At 38.5% G+C, this 20,528-nt stretch carries 15 protein-coding genes; 11 read left to right on the top strand and 4 right to left on the bottom strand.

Annotated elements, in window-relative coordinates; genetic code table 11:
* Window positions 1-3 precede the first annotated feature (3 nt).
* From I6F53_RS13875 to purU, 8 genes are all read left to right on the top strand, one after another.
* Window positions 4-519, top strand: coding sequence for a protein PelC (locus tag I6F53_RS13875; protein WP_197180500.1), 516 nt, complete (start codon window positions 4-6; stop codon window positions 517-519).
* Window positions 516-1,814 carry a PelD GGDEF domain-containing protein gene (locus tag I6F53_RS13870; RefSeq protein ID WP_197239934.1) on the top strand — a complete coding sequence of 433 codons (1,299 nt, stop codon included), beginning with the start codon at window positions 516-518 and terminating at the stop codon, window positions 1,812-1,814. The genes I6F53_RS13875 and I6F53_RS13870 overlap by 4 nt, the downstream gene beginning before the upstream one ends.
* On the top strand, window positions 1,811-2,794 hold the full coding sequence (locus tag I6F53_RS13865; protein ID WP_197239933.1) for a HEAT repeat domain-containing protein: 984 nt from the start codon (window positions 1,811-1,813) through the stop codon (window positions 2,792-2,794). Before I6F53_RS13870 ends, I6F53_RS13865 begins: the two co-directional genes overlap by 4 nt.
* Window positions 2,787-4,304, top strand: a complete 1,518-nt coding sequence (gene pelF / locus I6F53_RS13860; RefSeq protein WP_197239932.1) for a GT4 family glycosyltransferase PelF — start codon at window positions 2,787-2,789, stop codon at window positions 4,302-4,304. The genes I6F53_RS13865 and pelF overlap by 8 nt, the downstream gene beginning before the upstream one ends.
* Window positions 4,292-5,656: an exopolysaccharide Pel transporter PelG gene (pelG, locus tag I6F53_RS13855; protein ID WP_166420160.1), complete on the top strand. Its 1,365-nt coding sequence runs from the start codon at window positions 4,292-4,294 to the stop codon at window positions 5,654-5,656. The genes pelF and pelG overlap by 13 nt, the downstream gene beginning before the upstream one ends.
* Window positions 5,657-5,772: 116 nt before the next feature.
* A complete protein-coding gene (locus I6F53_RS13850) occupies window positions 5,773-6,075 on the top strand; it encodes a hypothetical protein (protein WP_166420161.1) in 303 nt (100 codons plus the stop codon).
* A gap of 304 nt (window positions 6,076-6,379) precedes the next feature.
* A complete protein-coding gene (locus I6F53_RS13845) occupies window positions 6,380-8,266 on the top strand; it encodes a hypothetical protein (RefSeq protein WP_197239931.1) in 1,887 nt (628 codons plus the stop codon).
* A 199-nt stretch (window positions 8,267-8,465) separates the two neighbouring features.
* Window positions 8,466-9,296, top strand: a complete 831-nt coding sequence (gene purU / locus I6F53_RS13840; RefSeq protein ID WP_197180510.1) for a formyltetrahydrofolate deformylase — start codon at window positions 8,466-8,468, stop codon at window positions 9,294-9,296.
* A gap of 88 nt (window positions 9,297-9,384) precedes the next feature.
* On the opposite strand, the gene I6F53_RS13835 is transcribed toward purU, so the two are convergent.
* Window positions 9,385-10,035 (bottom strand): response regulator transcription factor, encoded by a 651-nt coding sequence (locus I6F53_RS13835; protein ID WP_166420164.1) that lies wholly within the window; start codon window positions 10,033-10,035, stop codon window positions 9,385-9,387.
* Between the two features lie 104 nt (window positions 10,036-10,139).
* On the bottom strand, window positions 10,140-12,080 hold the full coding sequence (gene acs / locus I6F53_RS13830; RefSeq protein ID WP_197239930.1) for an acetate--CoA ligase: 1,941 nt from the start codon (window positions 12,078-12,080) through the stop codon (window positions 10,140-10,142).
* Window positions 12,081-12,522: 442 nt separating this feature from the next.
* Here acs and I6F53_RS13825 point away from each other — a divergent pair, with 442 nt between their 5' ends.
* Window positions 12,523-13,689, top strand: a complete 1,167-nt coding sequence (locus I6F53_RS13825; RefSeq protein ID WP_197239929.1) for a DcaP family trimeric outer membrane transporter — start codon at window positions 12,523-12,525, stop codon at window positions 13,687-13,689.
* A 276-nt stretch (window positions 13,690-13,965) separates the two neighbouring features.
* The gene (locus I6F53_RS13820) at window positions 13,966-16,074 is read left to right on the top strand and encodes a TonB-dependent siderophore receptor (protein ID WP_197239928.1); all 2,109 of its coding nucleotides are present in this window, start codon (window positions 13,966-13,968) and stop codon (window positions 16,072-16,074) included.
* 243 nt (window positions 16,075-16,317) lie between these two features.
* Here the strand turns inward: I6F53_RS13820 and recA are convergent, their stop codons facing one another.
* Window positions 16,318-17,361, bottom strand: a complete 1,044-nt coding sequence (gene recA, locus I6F53_RS13815; protein WP_197239927.1) for a recombinase RecA — start codon at window positions 17,359-17,361, stop codon at window positions 16,318-16,320.
* Between the two features lie 67 nt (window positions 17,362-17,428).
* Window positions 17,429-17,917 (bottom strand): CinA family protein, encoded by a 489-nt coding sequence (locus tag I6F53_RS13810; RefSeq protein ID WP_197239926.1) that lies wholly within the window; start codon window positions 17,915-17,917, stop codon window positions 17,429-17,431.
* Window positions 17,918-17,938: 21 nt separating this feature from the next.
* Between I6F53_RS13810 and mutS the strand changes: the two genes are divergently transcribed.
* The gene (gene mutS, locus I6F53_RS13805) at window positions 17,939-20,524 is read left to right on the top strand and encodes a DNA mismatch repair protein MutS (protein WP_197239925.1); all 2,586 of its coding nucleotides are present in this window, start codon (window positions 17,939-17,941) and stop codon (window positions 20,522-20,524) included.
* Window positions 20,525-20,528: the final 4 nt, after the last annotated feature.

Genomic DNA, 20,528 nt, shown 5'->3' with positions numbered 1-20,528 from the left:
AGTATGTTTCGTTTAATTATACCGTGTTTGGTATTACTATTATCAGCTTGTACCACCAGCAGAGTCGCTGATGATGTAGAGCTTAGCCCTTCAAAAACAGTGGCACTTATGCCACTAGTTAACCATGCTCAAACACCGCTTGCTGGTGAACGTGCTGAAGATATTTTAGCCAGTATTTGGCAGCAAAATAAATTGCCAACTCTTATACGCGCTCCTCGCGTAAACACTAAAGAGCTTCCACCACTGGACGATCAATACCGTTTAGACAATGCTATGCAATGGTTAAGCACTCAACAAGCTGACTATGTACTAACAGGCAGCATTGAAGAGTGGCGCTATAAAGCAGGCCTTGACGGAGAACCTGTTGTAGCACTGACCTTATCACTCACCGTTAACGGGCAAACAACGCCAATTTGGACGGGAACTATTGCTAAAAGTGGTTGGGGTCGCGATAGCATTGCAGCAACAGCACAAGATGTGATTGCCGATTTAATTTCTTATATAGAGGTTAGTGAGTGAAAACACATTTCCTTAGACCAAGAGACGTTCCTGAGCTACAAATATGGGCTGAGGTATTTATATTTACCGCGCTTGCTTTAGGGCTGCCTGTATTATTTAACGCAGAGGACCCATTTTGGACTGAGGGAGGGTTTTCGTGGCCTGTACTTGGCCCACTTTTAGTTTCTCTACGTTATGGCTTTTCAAAAGGCTTTATTAGTATTTTATGTTTGCTTGTTGGCCAACTTTTTTTACTTCAAGCAAATATTTTATCACCGCAAAGCGACTTTAATATTAACGCCATGATTGGCTACATTATTGTAATTATGATCACTGGTGAATTTAGAGATGTGTGGGAGCGTACTAATCAACAGCAAAGTATTCAGCTCGAATACGTAACCGACCGCCTTGAAACCTTTACTCGTCAATATCATTTAATTAATTCATCTCACGATAGAATTGAGCAAATGCTGGCTGGCCATACGTTAAGCTTGCGTGAATCACTACAAGCAGTAAGAACCACTATCGGGCTATTAAAAGAAAGAAGACTCGATAGTGCAGCACAAAAAATAATCGATTTATTTGTTGAGTACGGTTCACTAGAAAGAGCGGGGTTATATAAAGTTGAAAACGATACCGTTTTAGAACCACCACTTGCCTCTCTCGGCAACATGAGTCAAGTAACTGTAGATGATCCTCTTATATTAGCGATGATTGAAGAAAAAGAATTAGTATCGGTAAAAGACGAAAAAGCAGCATCGGGTACAAGCAAATACCATATAGCAATTCCCCTTATCGACGTAAATAATACTATTTACGGCGTTATTTTGGTTGAAAGAATACAATTTTTTGCGCTCAAAAATACGACTCTTACATTACTTGCTGTAATGGCTGGGCATATTGGCGACCTGCTGCGCCATGAAATAACAAACCCAGTAATGACCTATGAAGAGTCTCCGTACTTTATTCGCCAAGTTAAACGCGCCAATAAAGAAGCCAAACGATACAACATTCCATCGCAGCTACTGAAAATCAAAGCCGAGAATATTACGGATAAATCAACTCAACTTATGAGTTATTTAAGTGAAGCTCGTCGTGGTTTGGACATTTACTTATATGATGATAAAAATCAAATATTACTGCTATTAATGCCATTGGCTGATGAACTTGAAAAAGCAGGATTTATTGCCCGAGTGAACACTTGGTGCAAAGAGCGTACGGGTAACACCTTAGCTGAAATCGACATTGTTATTGAACAGCAACTCGCTCTGCCTATAAGCTCAGATGACATAAAGAGATTGGTTTCACTTTCATGATTATAATTATTATAGCAGCTATATTAGGGTGTATTTGTCAGTACTTTGCACTGATAGAAGTATTGGAAACACCTAACTGGTTTTTAGCTATATTATTACACGCTTTTGCTAGCATCTTTTTTGCTATTGTTAGTTATGTTTTTATACCTAAAAAATACAAAACCACTCCTTATAGCTCTTTTTTGCTCATGTTTTTATTATTATTTACATTACCTGTACTTGGAATTATTGGCGTTGTAGTAGCGCTTACTTTTGCTCTTTGTAAACCTCTAAAAAACGATGATATAGAAATTGAAGAGCATAAAATACCGGAGCTTCCTTTTGAAGCTAGAGCAATATCTGCAAATCCAACCTATTCTATTGGCGGGCTAAAAGCTATTTTAAAGCATGCTAGTGAGCCTAATAAGCGTCTAAGTGCAGTAATGGCAGCTCGTCACATGAGTGACTCACAAGCAATTCCTATTTTAAAGCTAGCACTTAAAGATTTAGAAGATGATATTCGGCTACTCGCCTACTCAACCCTTGATGGTAAAGAAACCAAACTCAACGAAAAAATCAGTTTGTATCAGCAAGAAATAGCCGTTACGACTAAACAGCCTAAATTGAGCCATTTACAAAAACAGCTAGCCGAACTGTATTGGGAACTTAGTTATTTAGGCTTAGCCCAAGGTGCACTGAAAAAATACGTTTTAGAAAAAGCAGAAGCACTTGCACAGCAAAGTATTGAGCACGTAAAAACACCTGCAACCTTTATATTTTTAGGCCGTATATCTTTAGCCTTAGACAAATACGAAATAGCCCATGAGTACTTACTCAAAGCAACTGAGTCGGGTATGGCAAGGCGTCATGTTCTCCCTTACAAAGCCGAAGTTGCCTTTTGTATGAACAAGTTTGACGACTGTAAACGCTACTTAAAAGAACTCCCAGAACAACCAAAGGGCAGTGAATTACGTCATTTACAGGAGTATTGGCATGAGTAATAAAAATGCAGATATTTTACTGCTTTTAGAAGGTACTTACCCTTATGTGCGTGGTGGCGTATCTAGTTGGGTTCATCAAATAATTGAGGGGTTACCTCATTATAACTTTGAGCTTGTTTTTATAGGTGGTGCGCCAGAGCATTATGGCGAAATTCAATATACTTTGCCTAAAAACGTTACAAAACTGCATGTTCATTATTTAGTTGAAAATGACACTTGTGAAATAAAAGCTAAGCACGGGGTTAAATATAAAAAAGAACTCTTTGATTTTTGGCAGCAACTACAAAATTATTTTAGAGATTGTAATGAGCCGATACCCACTGAGTTATTAAAATTTGCATTTGAAACCTTAGCTAAAAAAGACGGTATTAACGAAGCCGACTTTTTGTATAGTGAATCGTCATGGCAAGTACTCACTAAATACTATTCAACTTATTGTGATGAATCTTCTTTTATTGACTTCTTTTGGTCGTATCGCAATTTATATAAGCCATTATTTAAAATAGCTGAAATTGCACGCGGGCTTCCAAAAGTTAAACTTATTCACTCAATATCTACCGGATATGCTGGTATTTTAGGCTCTGGTGCCAGTGTTATAAGCGACACACCCTTTTTGTTGACCGAACATGGAATTTATACCAAAGAGAGAAAAATAGATCTTATTCAAGCCAGTTGGATCAAAGAATCAGAACAAAGCCTAGGTAAAAACCTAAATACAGAAATGGGCTTTATTCGCCGTATGTGGATTAACTTTTTTGAGCAAATAGGCCGAACAACATATCAAGAAGCAGATAAAATCATTTCGCTATACGACGGTAATAGGCAACGCCAAATAAAAGATGGTGCCGCACCAGAAAAAGCATTCGTGGTTCCTAACGGCATTAAAACAGTACGCTTTATTGAAGCGCTTGAGCAGCGTCCAAAACAGATACCAGCGGTTGTTGGATTAATTGGACGTGTAGTGCCTATAAAAGATATTAAAACTTTCATACGTGCTATTAAAGAAGCGCAGTCGGTACTGCCAGAAGTAGAAGGTTGGATCATCGGCCCCTTTGAAGAAGATCCACAATATTACAAAGAATGTGAATTGCTTGTAGCCAGTCTTGATTTACAAAATAATGTTAAGTTTTTAGGTATGCAAGATATTACCAAAATTTTGCCAAAACTCGGGATTGTAGCTTTAACCTCGATTTCCGAAGCGCAACCTTTAGTGCTTTTAGAAGCAATGGCAGCAGGCGTTCCTGTACTTGCTAGTGATGTGGGCTCGTGCCGCGAAATAATAGAAGGCGGCACCGATGAAGATAAAACATTAGGCAAAGCCGGTGAAGTTGTCTCTATTGCTTCACCAAGTGAAACAGCACAACAAATATCAAACATGCTAACCAATGAGCAAGCCTGGCTTGAGTATCAAAAAAGTGGTTTAGACCGCGTACAAAAATTTTATGACGAGAGCCACATGTTTGCCCGTTACGATAAACTTTATAAGGATACAATGGCATGGCCGGAATAGGTTTTGAGATACGAAAAATTCTCAAAAAAAATACCCTGCTCTCAGTTTTTGAAGCTTACGGCTACGCGGGCTTAATAGGCTCGGGCCCTTGGTTGCTCTCTATTGTAGCGCTCATGCTCATTGGTATTTTAAGTTTAGGCATTGTATTACCTAAAGTACTTATCATTCAGTTTTTAACACTCGTTACCTACATGATGGCCGCCTCACTTATTTTAACGGGGGGTTTGCAGTTATTACTAACTCGATTTATTGCCGATTTATTTTTTCAAAAAGAAGAGGCAAAAGTACTCCCTAACCTACTCGGGGCACAACTTGTAACAACCATAGCCGCGCTATTAGTCGGCTTAGCCGTTTGGCCGATGCTTCCTATACCCGTAGTCACTAAGATAATAATTTTAGGTGCCTTTGTAAGCCTATGTAACCAATGGCTTGGTGCTATTTTTCTATCGGGCATGAAAGAATACCGACTGATTTTAATTACCATGTTAAGTGGTTACGCCTTTATGGTGTTACTCGCATATTTACTGAGAGACTGGCAACTAGACGGTTTGTTTTTTGCTTTTTTTGCAGGTGAAGCCCTACTCTTTTTTAGCTTTTTATTCATGATTATTCGTCGCTACCCGGGTGAAAAACTCATAAGCTTTGACTTTTTAAGTAATAAAAAAGTGTATTACAGCCTGTTTTTCTGTGGTCTATTTTATAATATTGGCGTGTGGGCTGATAAAATCATTTTTTGGTATTCTCCGAGCACATCAATTCAAATTATTGGCACGTTGAGAGCCAGCCCTATTTACGACTTACCTATATTTTTGGCCTATTTGTCTATTATTCCTGGTATGGCAGTGTTTTTAGTAAAAATGGAAACAGACTTTGTAGAAGAGTACGACCGTTTTTACACTGCTATCCGTAAAGGGTCACCTCTTGAAGAGATCTATATATTGAAAGACAATATGATCCAAACTGCACGTGCCGGTTTATATGATATATTTAAAATCCAAGGTATTACCGTTGCATGCTTATTATTATGGGGTGAGCAAATACTGACCTTTATAGGCATTGATCCAAACTATAAAACGCTTTTATTTATTGATGTAGTTGGTGTAGGCGTGCAAGTTATATTTTTATCTATTTTAAATATTTTATTTTATTTAGATAAACGCTCAACAGTACTATTTTTAGCCGGGTTGTTTTTAGTAATAAATGTTGTTTTAACTTTACTATCTATCGCTTTTGGGCCGCAGTTTTATGGTTACGGCTTTGCATTAGCAACTATTATTACCTCGGTAGTAGGATTATTTTGGCTTTCAAAACAATTTGAAGATTTAGAATACGAAACGTTTATGCTGCAGTAGCATGTTATAAAAGTACAAGATAAAGGCTGCAAACTGCAGCCTTTATCTTAAAAAGCGCATCGTTTGTAATTGACGTAGGATAAAATATTCAATGTTTATTATCGTAGGAGCTTTTAATGAAAAAATCGTTTGAATTCACGCTCAAATCAAAAAAAATTAAAATAATAAATTTTTGGTTTGGTGGTATTAAGTTATATGTAAATGGTGACTTGCGTGATTTTGATAAAACACTTTTTGCTATTAGCAATAAAGCTCTGCTATCTGCAAATCTTGATGATATTGGCATTCTTGAAATAAAGCCTTTATCAGGGCTAATTTCTGTAGAAATTGATGCATATCTTGTAAATGGTACTGATATACAATACGTATATAGCTCACATAAGCGCCTTAGCTTAAAAGAAAAAAGACTTACGCAGTAAACGTAATAAAACTAACCTTGTCTGGGGAGAAGCTAAAATAATAATACTTGCCTTATTTTCGCTTAGTTTTACCTAATTGAGCTCAAATTTTCAAAACTAAACATCGTTAATAATACTTTGTATTAACTTCCCCAAATCTATATTTCAAAACATAGAATGTATCACTTTAAAATAACCTTAAACTGAACGACTTTATTGATATATAATCAAAAATTGAGCAAAAAAAATACGATATATATAATGGTTATTATAACTATGCTTATATTCTCCCTTAATTGGGCATGCTGTTTAAAAGGAGCATTCAATGGCTTTTGATTATGGATCGATTGATCTTGGACTAAAAAACCCCTTCAAACTTGAAGGTAAAGTAACAGCTGTAAGAGGACTCATTGAGTCTATAGCGGGTATTAGTTTACTTGTTATTGCTGCGGGCTCAGTAAAAGAAGATACAACCGCTGGATGGATTTTAATGGTGTTTGGCATGCTTATTTTAGCATTCGGCATTCGCTCACTTTCAAGTGGTATTTATGCAACGCTTAAATATTTTGTAGGCAGAAACCACCCTACTTCACTTGCTTATAACTACAGCAAATCACAAGCATCAACCGCCCAAGAAGAGAAAAAAGAAGTAGCCTACAGCGCACAATCACTCGAAGAAATGCTGGTTGGTCGTAAAAACAGTACGTTTAAAGAACCTAATGGTTTTTTATCACGTTTACTTCACAGCTTAATTCCTAAGTTATTATTCCTACCTTATCCGATTCGTAATGTTGCCCAGCGCTTATTTGGCTCATGGGTAAGTACACTTGTTGCCCTTATTGCTTATGGCCTTGTGGCATTTGTATCTTTATCTGGTTTTACCGGTGAAGCTGGCGAATTAGCATTTCCTGTTTACAGCGCAATATTAATGTTTTACGTGCTTTTTTCATGGCGCTCTACGGGTAAACCTATCTCTCGAAATGCTGAAAAAAACATTGAAGCACTTGGCACTGGCGCACTTGCCAAAATTATTTCTTTATCTTTTATTTTACCCATTGCTATTGGCCTTTCTATGTCATGGTTAATGAAAGAACAACGCATTAGCAAACAAGAAATAGATAGCTGGCTTGAACAATTGCCAAGCCTTCATGCTGGAATGTACTTAATTGCAATTATTATATTAGCGACTCTAAGCTGCGCACTTGCTTTCATTATGATTAAAGCGCGCTTAAATTCAGTGACACCTTCAGCTGAAGTATCAGAGCTACGTGAAAACTGGCAAGAATCTGTTCACCCAGACGAAATCTTTATAAACCTTGATAACTTAGTAATGGCTAATCGTCGTTATAAAGAAGTACCAAATCGAGTTTATAGAGAATTAGATCCTAAGCTTCAAGAACAAATTGAAGGAAAAGGCGGTTTTAAAGGTGAAATGATTCAAGAAATTCAACCTAAACTGCACTCAATGGATTTAGGTAAAAACTTCTCGTTAGCAAGGCTAATTTCTTTAGTGAGCGGTAACTTACTTTATATTGTAGCGTTGGCGTTTACTGTATTTTTAGCGTATTCGCTTATCAACATTTACCATTATGTTGACGCGGCAAATATTAATAGCTTTAAACAAGCATTTAATAACCAACATGTTGTTCAATTTAGTGAGCTATTAATGACAAGCTTTCACTTATTACTAATTGGTATACTCATTAAAGCATTTGCGCAATTGCTAACAAACACAGCTCATTTATTTTTTGCTGAAATGCAGTTTGAATCACTATTGGTATATTTTAAATGTGAAGGCACATTTACTGAGTCTAAAATATCAACTGGTACGGGGATTCATGATAGTACCCGCTCAGAAAATACGTTAGTACGCAGTAGCATAACGCCTTGGATTATTGTATCTCGTGTTATTTCTACTACGTTTGCAGCAACGGGTATGAAAAACCTTGAGCACCCTCGCCATATTATGGAAATGCATAAAGACGAAGGTCAATTACAAGCAATCAAAAAAGACGTTATCGCGTTCTTGAAAGACCGTGAATCTATCGCCTCAATCACCAGTGAGCGTGATTTAGGTAATGCGTCACAAATACATCAATTAAACCAGCAAACGCGTGCTATACCTACTCAGCAAGCGATAACTAAAGATGACGAAGAAGCAGCAGGTTATTTAAGACAAGAAGAAAACTTATCTCCTGAACCTAAAGCCTAACTCCTTTATTATTAATGCCACCTTGTTAAATTAGGTGGCATTTTTTTATCCTTTATTAACCTCTATTCAATAGCTTTTAACTTTATTACCTCTTTTATACTCAACAACATGATTAATATTGCATTAGTCTACAAAGCCCTTGCTTTATGTGCCAAAACACAAATAATGAAGTATTAATCACAGGGTAAGAATGAGGACAATGAGCTATATACTAACCACCCAATGTGCTGATGATGTAGGCTTAATAGCTAAAATCACAGGGCTTTGTTATAAAAACAATTTGAATATTACGCGTAACAATGAGTTTGTAGATAAAGACGCACAGCGCTTTTTTATGCGTACAGAGCTTACAGGTGAGCCACAAAGCGACTTTTTAGATAAACTACGACTATTGTTACCACAAGGTGCTCAACTTGCACTGCACTGTGGTGCTAAAACAAAAGTGGTTTTACTTGCCACCAAAGAAGCACATTGTTTAGGTACTGTATTACTCAAACAGTTCGAGCAAGCCCTCAACATTGAAGTATTAGCCGTTATTGCTAACTACCCTGACTTAGAGCCATTAGCAAAAGGGTTTGATGTGCCATTTCATGTGGTATCGCACGTAGGGCTTACTCGTAGCGAGCACGATGAAAAAGTAGGTGACTTAATTGCCAGCTATAACCCTGACATTATTGGTCTTGCCAAATACATGCGTATTTTAAGCCCTGAGTTTGTTGGCCGATTCGATAATAAAATTATTAATATCCACCACTCATTTTTACCTGCATTTATTGGTGCAAAGCCTTATCACCAGGCATTTGAGCGCGGTGTAAAAATCATTGGTGCAACGGCTCACTTTGTAAACAATGAGCTGGATGAAGGACCTATCATTCTTCAAGACGTAACAAGCGTAACGCATGCGAATACTGCTGAAATGATGGCAAAAATGGGTAAAGACGTAGAAAAAACCGTATTTAGCAAAGCACTCCAACTCGCCTCTGAACACAAGCTATTTATTAATGGTAATAAAACCGTGGTGTTTTCTTAGCATTAATTATTTTATACATAAAAATATGCCAGCATTGTTGCTGGCATTTTTTTGCTCATAAATAAGCAAGTGACTTTTAAAATATAAATTATGCCTGCTCTATCGGTTCTAGTTTTAATTTTGCGGCAATTAAAACGGCTTGGGTACGATTGTACACGCCGAGTTTTCTAAATATGGCTGTAATGTGTGCTTTTACTGTCGCTTCTGATATGTGTAGCTCATAAGCAATTTGCTTGTTAAGTAAACCTTCGTGCAGATATTGCAGCACTCGGTATTGCTGGGGTGTTAATGAGGCAACTTGCGCTGCTATTTCTCGGTCTTCACCTTCAATTTCAGCTACTTTGTTTTTTAACTCTTTTGGTAGCCATGTATCGCCTTCAAGTATTTGGTTAATTGCGCTGGCAATATCATCAGACGATGACGATTTAGGAATAAAACCCATCGCGCCGTAACCCATTACTTTTGAAACTATATTAGCGTCTTCACTACCTGAAACTACTGCAATAGGTAAGCTTGGGTATTCTTCTCTAATACGAATAAGACCATATAAATCACCATTACCTGGCATGTGAAGGTCTAGCAGTAATATATCAAGATCCTCTTGCTCGCTTAACACTTGCAACGTGCTGTCAAAATCGGATGATTCAAAAACGTCTAAACCTTCAAATTTTGCGCTCAATGCGCCCTTTAGTGCTTCACGAAATAACGGATGATCGTCCGCTATTAAAAACTGACTCATGGTTCACTCCTAATGAATTCGGCTGCCAGTTAGGTATAAAACCATTACTGACAGCCGATATACTACGTTTAGAATCAACTTGTAATCAAGTTTTTAACGCACATTTAACGATTTAATCTGTTCTCGATTAGTTCATCGACAACAGAAGGATCGGCAAGCGTTGATGTATCGCCAAGTTGTTGGTGCTCATTTGCAGCGATTTTACGTAAAATACGACGCATAATCTTGCCTGAACGCGTTTTAGGTAAACCCGGAGACCATTGAATCATATCTGGTGATGCTATTGGGCTAAGCTCTTTACGAACCCAATTACGCACCTCTTTGGTTAACTCATCACTGACTGTTACGCCTTCGTTTGGCGTAATATAAACGTAAATACCTTGGCCTTTAATGTCATGCGGGTAACCCACTACAGCAGCTTCTGCAACTGCTGGGTGTGATACAAGAGCACTTTCAATCTCTGCAGTACCTAATCGATGACCAGATACATTAAGCACATCATCTACACGACCTGTGATCCAGTAATAACCATCTTCATCACGACGACAACCATCACCTGTAAAATACACACCTGGGTAGGCACTAAAGTAAGTTTGCTCAAAACGCTCATGATCGTTATAAACCGTTCTCGCTTGCGATGGCCAGCTATCTAAAATAACTAAGTTACCATCTACAGCACCTTCAAGTGTATTACCTTCAGCATCAAATAATGCTGGCGCAATACCAAAAAATGGATGTGTTGCAGAACCTGGTTTTGTATCAGTAGCACCTGGTAGTGGCGTGATCATTATGCCACCGGTTTCTGTTTGCCACCACGTATCAACAATCGGACAATTAGATTTACCAATACTCTCGTAATACCAAGTCCACGCTTCAGGATTAATTGGCTCACCAACCGAACCTAAAATTCGTAAACTATCACGGTTTGATGAAGCAATTGGCTCATCACCTTTCGCCATTAATGCACGAATTGCTGTAGGCGCAGTATATAAAATAGTTACACCGTGTTTATCAACAATTTCGCCCATACGCCCAGCTGTTGGGTACGTAGGTACACCTTCAAATAAAACTTGCGTACAACCGTTTACCAGTGGTCCGTATGCAATGTAGCTGTGACCTGTGATCCAACCTACATCGGCACTACACCAATACACATCATCTTCTTTTAAATCAAATACGTACTCGTGTGTCATTGATGAGTAAACTAAGTAACCACCGGTGGTATGCACAACACCTTTTGGCTGTCCGGTCGATCCTGACGTATATAAAATAAACAATGGATCTTCAGCGTTCATTGGCTCTGGTTCACACTTTGCTGGTAAATCAGCAACTAGGTCATGCCACCAAATGTCATGTTCATTCCAATCAACTTCGCCGCCTGTTAATTGATGTACTATAACGTGTTCAATTGAAGTCACAGTATCTTGTGCAACAGCTTCATCAACGTTTGCTTTTAGTGGTACACAATTACCCGCTCTGCGCCCTTCATCTGACGTAATAACAACCTTAGCACCCGAATCTCTAATACGGTCGGCAATCGCTGAAGGTGAAAAGCCACCAAATACAACAGAATGAATAGCACCAATACGTGCACAGGCTTGCATTGCATACACAGCCTGTGGCGTCATAGGCATATAAATCGCTACGCGATCACCTTTTTGCACACCTAACTTTTTTAAGCCATTAGCAAACTTAGCAACTTCATCATGCAGCTGCTGATAAGTAATATTCTCGCTTTGAGATGGACTATCACCTTCCCAAATAAGCGCAACCTTATCGGCTTTGGTTTTTAGATGACGGTCAATACAATTGTACGAAGCATTTAAATAGCCATCTTCATACCATTTAATATTTATGTGACCTTTGTCGAATGATGTGTTTTTAACTTTAGTGTAAGGAGTAGACCAATCGAGGCGTTTGCCATGCTCACCCCAAAAACCTTCAGGGTCATCAATAGATTGCTTATAAAGCGTATTATATTTATTTTTATCTACAAGAGTCGCATCTTTAATATGCGCCGGAACTGGATAGATACTTTGTGACATCTTCGTCTCCATTAAATTACTTGCCTTAGGCTCTTATCAAGGATTACTCAGCAGTGCCTTATTAAGTATTAGACCTTAGTTGTATTCCTCTTCAATTTTCTCATTTGTAGTTTATAATCCTTCTGCTTTCAATTTTTTTACATAAATAATACAACGCGTTAAATGTTAGTAAATACAAACTTATCTACTCTAAAACCTTAGTCTTATAGACCAATAGGTAATTGAGTAAATATTGCACATATTCAACAGTGTTCGGTACTGTAATATATGTATTTACTGTAGTACTTACTAAAAGCTTTATTTAACGAATGAAAACAATATGTGTATTGAAAAGCTAAATTAACACCCTTTTTTATTCGTAAGTAATACTCGTAGCAAGTAATACAACCTTACATGAAAAAAAAAGTAACAAACAAACAAGTAGCCTATAAAGGACACCACAATGAAATTTACCCCATTAAAAACATTGGCAGCAAGCGCTGTACTATGTGCACTATCAAGTACTGCATACGCGGCAACTGCTGCAAAAATTGGTGATACCGAATTTACTTACGGTGGATACATTAAACTCGACTCAATGTGGAGTGATTATTCAGCGGGTGCGCCTGCAGGCTCAAACGTAGGTCGTGACTTTTACGTACCAAGTACGCTAACAGTTGGCGACGATAACAGCTCAGATGCTGTGTTTGATATGCATGCTCGCGAGTCACGCTTTAACTTTGGCACAGCCACTGTTATGGATAACGGTAAGACCGTTAATACTAAAATTGAGATTGATTTTTTAGCCTCAGCTGCTGGCGGCAATGAACGTGTATCAAACTCTTATGCTCCTCGTATTCGCCATGCGTTTGTGACATACGACGGTTGGTTATTTGGTCAAACATGGTCTAACTTTCAAAACGTAGGCGCGCTTGCTGAAACGCTTGATTTTGTAGGGCCTGCAGAAGGCACTGTGTTTGTCCGTCAATCGCAAATTAAATATACCACTGGCGCATGGTCTTTCTCATTAGAAAACCCAGAAAGTACAATTTCTACGACTAGCGGTATGGTAGTCACTGATGATGCATCATTACCCGATTTTACAGCTCGTTACACACACAAAGCTGATTGGGGTAACATTGTTGTTGCAGCACTTGCACGTCAACTTACTTACAAGGTAGGCGGTGTTGATGCAGATGAAACATCTTTTGGTGTAAGTGCTTCAGGTAAAATAAACCTTGGTGAAGACAATCTTAAATTTATGCTTACTCAAGGTAAAGGCTTAGGCCGTTACGTAGGCTTAAACGTTGCTCACGGTGCAGTACTTAATGGCGATGAACTAGATGCGATTGACTCAACTTCTGGTTTTGTTGCTTATCAGCACAAATGGACAAGCAAATGGCGCTCAACGTTCTTATATTCATTCTTTAGCGCTGATAACAACACTGATTTATTAGCTATTTCTGGCGATCCTACAGAATCAAGCCAAAGCTACAGTGCAAATATTCTATACTCACCCGTTAAACGCTTAACGTTTGGTGCTGAACTAAAACATGCTGAGCGTGAAACTGAAAGTGGCGTAGATGGCGATTTAGACCGTTTACAGTTCTCTGTTAAATACTCTTTTTAATAGTAAAAACCTAATTAATTTATAAAGCGGCCTAGGCCGCTTTTTTTATAATTCAATTTAAGTTAAAAAAACAACCATATTTTTATAAGCCGTATCGTTTATCCTAATCATAATATTATTTATAGACTAAGTAATTTTCCCTAAAATAGCATTAACGCGCATGCAAATGATAATAGTTTTTATTTGAATTTATTAATTCTAAATAGTAGAATGTCCCAATTATTTAAATAAACTCAAATAAACTCAAATAATATTAAATATTAATTAAGGGAAAACATGAAACTCAATCGCACTTTTGCACTTTCTTCATTAGTTTTAGCCATGGGCTTTTCAGCTCAAGCACAAGAAACATCAACCAAAAATACAGTTGAAAATAACAACGAAACAATGGAAGAAATATTAATAGTTGGTGTACGTCAAGACCGAGTTAGCCAAGGTGCTACTGGTTTAACTATGGAACTTAACGAAACACCACAATCTATTAGTGTAATAGGCGCAGAGCAACTTCAAAACTTTGCAGCAAACAGTATTAATGACGCAATGAAAATGGCAACGGGTATTACTGTAGAACAAGGTGAAACTAACCGTACACGATATACATCACGTGGTTTTGATATTAAAAGCACACAAGTTGATGGAGTTGGACTGCCTAATAACTGGGGCCTTGTTACTGGTGCTATGGAAAGTTATGGTTATGAAAAAATAGAAGTTATTCGTGGTGCTAATGGACAATTAACAGGTGTAGGTAATGCTGCGGGTACAATTAACTATGTTCGAAAGCGTCCGACAAATGAGAATGAAGGTGAAGTAGGTATTTCTGTAGGTACTTATGGTTTAAAGCGCTTACAAGCTGATTATTCATTTTTATTAACAGATTCTGGTAGCTGGGCTGCACGTGTTGTTGGTGCTGCAGAAGGCTCTGATTCATACCTTGATGGTTTAGAAAACGATCGTACTTACTTCTCTGCTGTAGTTGATGGACAACTTACTGGTAATTCAACACTTTCATTTGGTGCTTCACATCAAGATGCCAATACAGATGGAACCATGTGGGGAGGATTACCACTTTCATATGCCGATGGTATGCAAGCAGAGTGGGATGTAGGTACTAGTACAACTCAAGAGTGGACTAAATGGGATACGCTTAATACCACAGCTTTTATTGAATATACTTATGTATTCGATAATAACTGGGAAATCAAAACAACTTATAATTACCAAGACTCAGAAGATCAAAGTAAATTACTTTATCTTTATGACGCTTATGGAATGTTTGATAGTGAAACTAATTTAGGTTTAGTCAGTCTTCCTGGACGATATGATACAGAATTCTCAGCTGATTTATTTGATATAACAGCTAAAGGTGAGTACAGCTTGTTTGGTCAAGAGCATGAGCTAATGCTTGGTGGAAGTATTTCACAAAGTACATCTTACTCTTTTACTAACTCTTACGATGCAGCAACAACTGAAGCTTATGGTTTAGCGCCTGCTTTTCCATACGCATTAGATGCGATTGCTGAACCTATTTGGGGCGAACAAACTAAATATGCAGATATTGATGTTACGTTAAAGCGTTTTTTTGGTTCTACTAAATTAAACCTAACAAGTGACTTATTTGTTATTGCGGGCTTTAACGCTATTGATTATGAGCGCACAGGCTTTAGCCAAGGCGTTGACATAGATAATGATGAAAGTGAGGTAAGCCCTTACCTTGCAACAACGTATGCAATTAATGACGATGTTAACTTATATGTAAGCTACTCCGACATTTATCAACCACAAGAGCAATACGATTACGACGGTAACTTTTTAGATCCAAGTAAAGGCGTTAATTACGAAGTTGGAGTGAAAACTCAATGGCTTGATGATCGCCTACTTGCAACCTTTGCAGTATTTAGTGCCAAACAAGATAATATTGCAACTTATGCAGGACTAAATGCCTCTGGATTTACTTACTATAAAGGAGCCGATCAAGATTCGCAGGGCTTTGAATTAGAATTAACCGGACATATAACTGATAATCTTAACGCTGTATTTGCTTATACATACCTAGATATTAATGATGACGCAGGCGATAGCTCTCACGAATGGGAACCTGAAAATGTTGTTAATTTTTCATTGGATTATACGCTCCCCCAACTACCTGAGTTTCAGGTTGGTTTAGCGGGTAAATGGCAATCGAAAACCGCGAATATAGCCAGTAACGTTAAGCAGGATTCTTATTTACTTATGAACGCGTTTGCTCGATGGGATGCGACAGAAGATTTATCAATTCAAGCTAACATTGATAACATCACAGATGAAAAACATATTACTAGCTTAGCCAATGTTGGTTTTTATGGCTCTCCTATTAGCGGAAAAGTTAGCTTAACTTATCGCTTTTAAAGCTCTATTTTAATTAGGTCGCATTCTTAACTCTTCACCCGATTAAAATGTATAGCGTATGATTGCTTTGCTCTTCATTTAGTGTAGTAATTACTATTGCAGTGCCTGCTCACGCGCTATGTAATCGTATATTTTTATTTTATCCGCTTTAAGTTTTGAACAACAAAAAAGCGCTAACCATTGCTGGTTAGCGCTCTTTAAAGCTCGGGTCAAATCAAGCTTAATAACTCATTTTGATGTAGTTTAAAGGTCTGCTTCGTCGCCTAACTTATCTTCACCGTCTTCTGGTTCAATAGTTGCTTTTAGTAAAAGCATTTCGCGTAATTTACCTTCAATCTCATCTGCAATTTCTGGGTTTTCTTTCAAAAACTTAATTGAGTTAGATTTACCTTGGCCAACTTTGTTGCCACAGTAGCTATACCAAGCACCTGCTTTTTCAACAATTTTGTGCTTAACACCTAAGTCAATTAGCTCACCTTGCTTAGAAATACCTTCACCATACATGATGATAAATTCAGCTTGTTTAAACGGCGGCGCAACTTTGTTTTTAACAATTTTTACGCGGGTTTCATTACCAACAACTTCATCGCCTTCTTTTACAGAACCAATACGACGAATATCTATACGTACCGATGCGTAAAACTTAAGTGCGTTACCACCCGTTGTTGTTTCTGGGTTACCAAACATAACACCAATTTTCATACGGATTTGGTTAATGAAAATACACAAGGTGTTAGAGCGTTTAATATTACCTGTAAGCTTACGTAATGCTTGTGACATTAAACGTGCTTGTAAGCCCATGTGCGAGTCGCCCATGTCGCCTTCAATTTCCGCTTTTGGTGTAAGTGCAGCAACCGAGTCAATAATAACTACGTCTACAGCACTTGAGCGTACTAACATGTCACAAATTTCTAGCGCTTGTTCACCGGTATCTGGTTGAGAAACAAAAAGTTCGTCAATGTTTACGCCTAATTTTTGTGCGTACACTGGATCAAGAGCATGCTCAGCATCGATAAAGGCACATGTTTTGCCTTCTTTTTGTGCAGAAGCGATAACTTGTAAAGTAAGCGTTGTTTTACCAGATGACTCCGGACCATACACTTCAACAATACGTCCCATAGGTAAACCACCTATGCCTAAAGCAATATCAATACCTAATGAGCCTGTAGATACAGATTCAATGTTTAACGCTTTGTTATCACCCAATTTCATAATTGAGCCTTTACCAAATTGACGTTCAATTTGTGATAGTGCTGCGTCTAACGCTTTTTGTTTGTTATCGTTCATTTTTTTCTCCAATCCAGCTAATGCGAACAAGTATACTGTATGAAATTACAGTATCAAGCTAATTTTTTCATTTTATCTCATCTATTACACTTTTCAATGCAAATACAATAGCTTGCAACCTAACTTGAGCTCTATCACCAGTAAATACTTGTTTAAAGGTCAGTACTTTGTCATTAATTTGTATGCCAAACCACACGAGCCCCACAGGTTTGCCATCGGTTGCACCTCCAGGCCCCGCAATACCCGATACAGCTATAGATATATTTGCATTTGTTGCTTTAATAGCACCTAATGCCATTTCACGCACTGTTTGTTCGCTCACAGCACCGTACTTTGCTAATGTGCTTGCACTTACATTTAGCAAATCTTGCTTTGCTTGGTTGCTGTAAGTCACAAATGCACGGTCAATATAAGCCGAGCTTCCGGGCGTATCTGTAAGGGCATAACTCACTCCGCCACCAGTACATGACTCAGCACTAGTGATCCATAAGCATTTATCCGTTAAAATAGCGCCTAATTGCGCAGCAAGTGTTTTAATCTCTTGATGTAATTCCATATTCAGCCTTTGGGTAAATACATGTCGTTTGATCTTTATGCACCACACACTATAAAACAACAAACCCCTATGATGCAGCAGTATCTAAAAATAAAATCAGAGCATCGCGATATTTTATTGTTTTATCGTATGGGCGATTTTTACGAACTCTTTTTTGATGACGCTAAACGCGCCGCTCAATTACTCGATATTTCGCAAACACATCGCGGTAAAGCCGGCGGCGATCCTATCCCAATGGCGGGCGTGCCTTATCATGCCGTAGAAAACTACTTAGCACGCCTAGTTCAAATGGGTGAATCAGTCGCTATTTGCGAACAAGTTGGGGATCCCGCAACCAGTAAAGGCCCTGTCGATCGAAAAGTTGTTCGTATAGTTACACCCGGTACAATTTCTGACGAAGCGCTTTTACAAGAACGACAAGACAACTTACTTACTAGCGTTTGGCAAAGTAAAAAAGGCCTATATGGCATTGCGTACCTTGATATTAACTCGGGTCGCTTCAACATTGTTGAAGTAAATACCGACGAAGCCTTTAGCTCAACGATTCAACGCCTATCGCCAGCAGAACTTTTGTATAGCGAAAGCTTTGAGAACATTCATTTAATTGAGCATATAAAAGGCGCTCGTCGTCGCCCAGAATGGGAGTTTGATTTAGATACGGCTCAGCACTTATTATGCGATCAATTTGGTACTAAAGATTTAGTGGGGTTTGGCGTAGATAAAGCCCACAGCGCACTTGTTGCTGCTGGTTGTTTAATGCAATACGTAAAAGATACACAACGTATTGCACTGCCACATATTCGTGCTATTACGCTTGAGCATAACGAACACGCTGTTATTTTAGATGCCGCAACGCGTAAAAATTTAGAGCTTACCGTTAATTTATCAGGCGGATTTGAAAACACCCTTGCTCAAGTACTTGATAAAACAGCAACACCTATGGGTTCTCGCTTACTTAAGCGCCGTATTCATACTCCGGTGCGTAACAAAGATGAGCTAAATTCTCGTTTAAATGCAATTAGCGCTATTTTAGATGTACAGCTTTGTGGTGAATTACATGAGTCATTAAAAGACATTGGTGATGTAGAGCGTGTTATTGCACGCTTAGCTTTATGTACTGCTCGCCCGCGCGATTTAACTCGCCTGCGCAGTGCATTACAAGCACTTGCACCACTGCATACCTTATTAGGTGATGCTAACGATCCTCGTATAGCGGGTATTATCAAAAACTCACCTGAACTCCCTGATTTACAGGAGTTATTAGAGCGCGCTGTTATAGAAAATCCACCGGTACTTATTCGTGACGGTGGCGTTATTGCCCCTGGTTATAATAGCGAACTTGATGAATGGCGTAACTTAAGTAAAGGTGCAACCGATGTACTTGATCAACTAGAGCTGCGTGAACGCGAGCGCACAGGGATAAGCACACTTAAAATTGGTTATAACCGCGTACATGGCTTTTTTATAGAAGTAAGCCGCGCCAATGCTCACCTAGTACCCGCCGACTATATTCGTCGTCAAACACTTAAAAATAACGAACGCTATATTATTCCAGAGCTAAAAGAGCACGAAGATAAAGTACTTGGCAGTCAATCAAAAGCCCTAGCGCTTGAAAAACAACTATACGAAGAGTTGTTTAGATTTATTGCTCCACATATAGAGCAACTGCAAATAATGGCAGCAGCACTGGCTGATTTAGACGTGTTAAACAATTTAGCTGAGCGTGCATTTGCACTTAATTACGCAAAGCCAGAACTGTGCGATGACGACAATATTAGCATTAAACAAGGTCGTCACCCTGTTGTTGAACAAGTAATGAAAGAACCGTTTATTGCCAACCCTGTAGAGTTAAACAGCCAACGTAAAATGCTCATTATTACCGGTCCAAACATGGGTGGTAAATCGACCTATATGCGCCAAACAGCACTTATCGTACTCATGGCTCACATTGGCAGCTACGTACCCGCAGACAGCGCTAAAATTGGCAATATCGATAGGATATTTACACGTATTGGTGCAAGCGACGATTTAGCATCAGGCCGCTCAACCTTTATGGTGGAAATGACCGAAACAGCCACTATTTTAAATAATGCGACAGCGCAGTCTTTAGTGTTAATGGATGAAATTGGTCGCGGTACAAGTACCTACGATGGTTTATCGCTTGCGTATGCTACAGCCGATCATTTGGCGTCAAAAATATCTGCAAAAACATTGTTTGCTACGCACTACTTTGAGCTTACAGAGCTTGCTGAGCAAACAACGGGCCTTGTAAACGTGCATCTTGATGCAATAGAGCATAACGATACTATCGCCTTTATGCATACAGTACTTGATGGCGCTGCAAGTAAAAGCTTTGGCTTACAAGTAGCTGCCCTTGCGGGAGTTCCAAAAGTTGTTATTGCACAAGCAAAACAAAAACTTAAGTTACTTGAAAATCATCAAAGCGTTACTGCACCAAATACAGAGCAACAAGCATTTACTTTCAATAACGAAGTAGTACAAAGTGCCCCTTCTGAAGTAGAAGAGCAGTTAAGTGCTATTGACCCTGATAACTTATCGCCACGCCAAGCACACGATTTATTATATAAACTAAAAGCATTGTTGTAATTTA

Origin of the sequence: Pseudoalteromonas sp. SWN29 (genome assembly GCF_015864465.1) — a bacterium.
Taxonomy (GTDB): domain Bacteria; phylum Pseudomonadota; class Gammaproteobacteria; order Enterobacterales; family Alteromonadaceae; genus Pseudoalteromonas.
Note: the sequence above shows the minus strand (reverse complement) of the source record. Positions and strands in the feature narration are given on the sequence as shown.

Excerpts from the sequence above, each read along its gene's own strand:
- I6F53_RS13875 (WP_197180500.1), top strand. The coding sequence starts at position 4 with ATGTTTCGTTTAATTATACCGTGTTTGGTATTACTATTATCAGCTTGT.
- I6F53_RS13865 (WP_197239933.1), top strand. The coding sequence starts at position 1,811 with ATGATTATAATTATTATAGCAGCTATATTAGGGTGTATTTGTCAGTAC.
- pelF (WP_197239932.1), top strand. The coding sequence starts at position 2,787 with ATGAGTAATAAAAATGCAGATATTTTACTGCTTTTAGAAGGTACTTAC.
- pelG (WP_166420160.1), top strand. The coding sequence starts at position 4,292 with ATGGCCGGAATAGGTTTTGAGATACGAAAAATTCTCAAAAAAAATACC.
- I6F53_RS13850 (WP_166420161.1), top strand. The coding sequence starts at position 5,773 with ATGAAAAAATCGTTTGAATTCACGCTCAAATCAAAAAAAATTAAAATA.
- I6F53_RS13845 (WP_197239931.1), top strand. The coding sequence starts at position 6,380 with ATGGCTTTTGATTATGGATCGATTGATCTTGGACTAAAAAACCCCTTC.
- purU (WP_197180510.1), top strand. The coding sequence starts at position 8,466 with ATGAGCTATATACTAACCACCCAATGTGCTGATGATGTAGGCTTAATA.
- I6F53_RS13835 (WP_166420164.1), bottom strand. The coding sequence starts at position 10,035 with ATGAGTCAGTTTTTAATAGCGGACGATCATCCGTTATTTCGTGAAGCA.
- acs (WP_197239930.1), bottom strand. The coding sequence starts at position 12,080 with ATGTCACAAAGTATCTATCCAGTTCCGGCGCATATTAAAGATGCGACT.
- I6F53_RS13825 (WP_197239929.1), top strand. The coding sequence starts at position 12,523 with ATGAAATTTACCCCATTAAAAACATTGGCAGCAAGCGCTGTACTATGT.
- I6F53_RS13820 (WP_197239928.1), top strand. The coding sequence starts at position 13,966 with ATGAAACTCAATCGCACTTTTGCACTTTCTTCATTAGTTTTAGCCATG.
- recA (WP_197239927.1), bottom strand. The coding sequence starts at position 17,361 with ATGAACGATAACAAACAAAAAGCGTTAGACGCAGCACTATCACAAATT.
- I6F53_RS13810 (WP_197239926.1), bottom strand. The coding sequence starts at position 17,917 with ATGGAATTACATCAAGAGATTAAAACACTTGCTGCGCAATTAGGCGCT.
- mutS (WP_197239925.1), top strand. The coding sequence starts at position 17,939 with ATGTCGTTTGATCTTTATGCACCACACACTATAAAACAACAAACCCCT.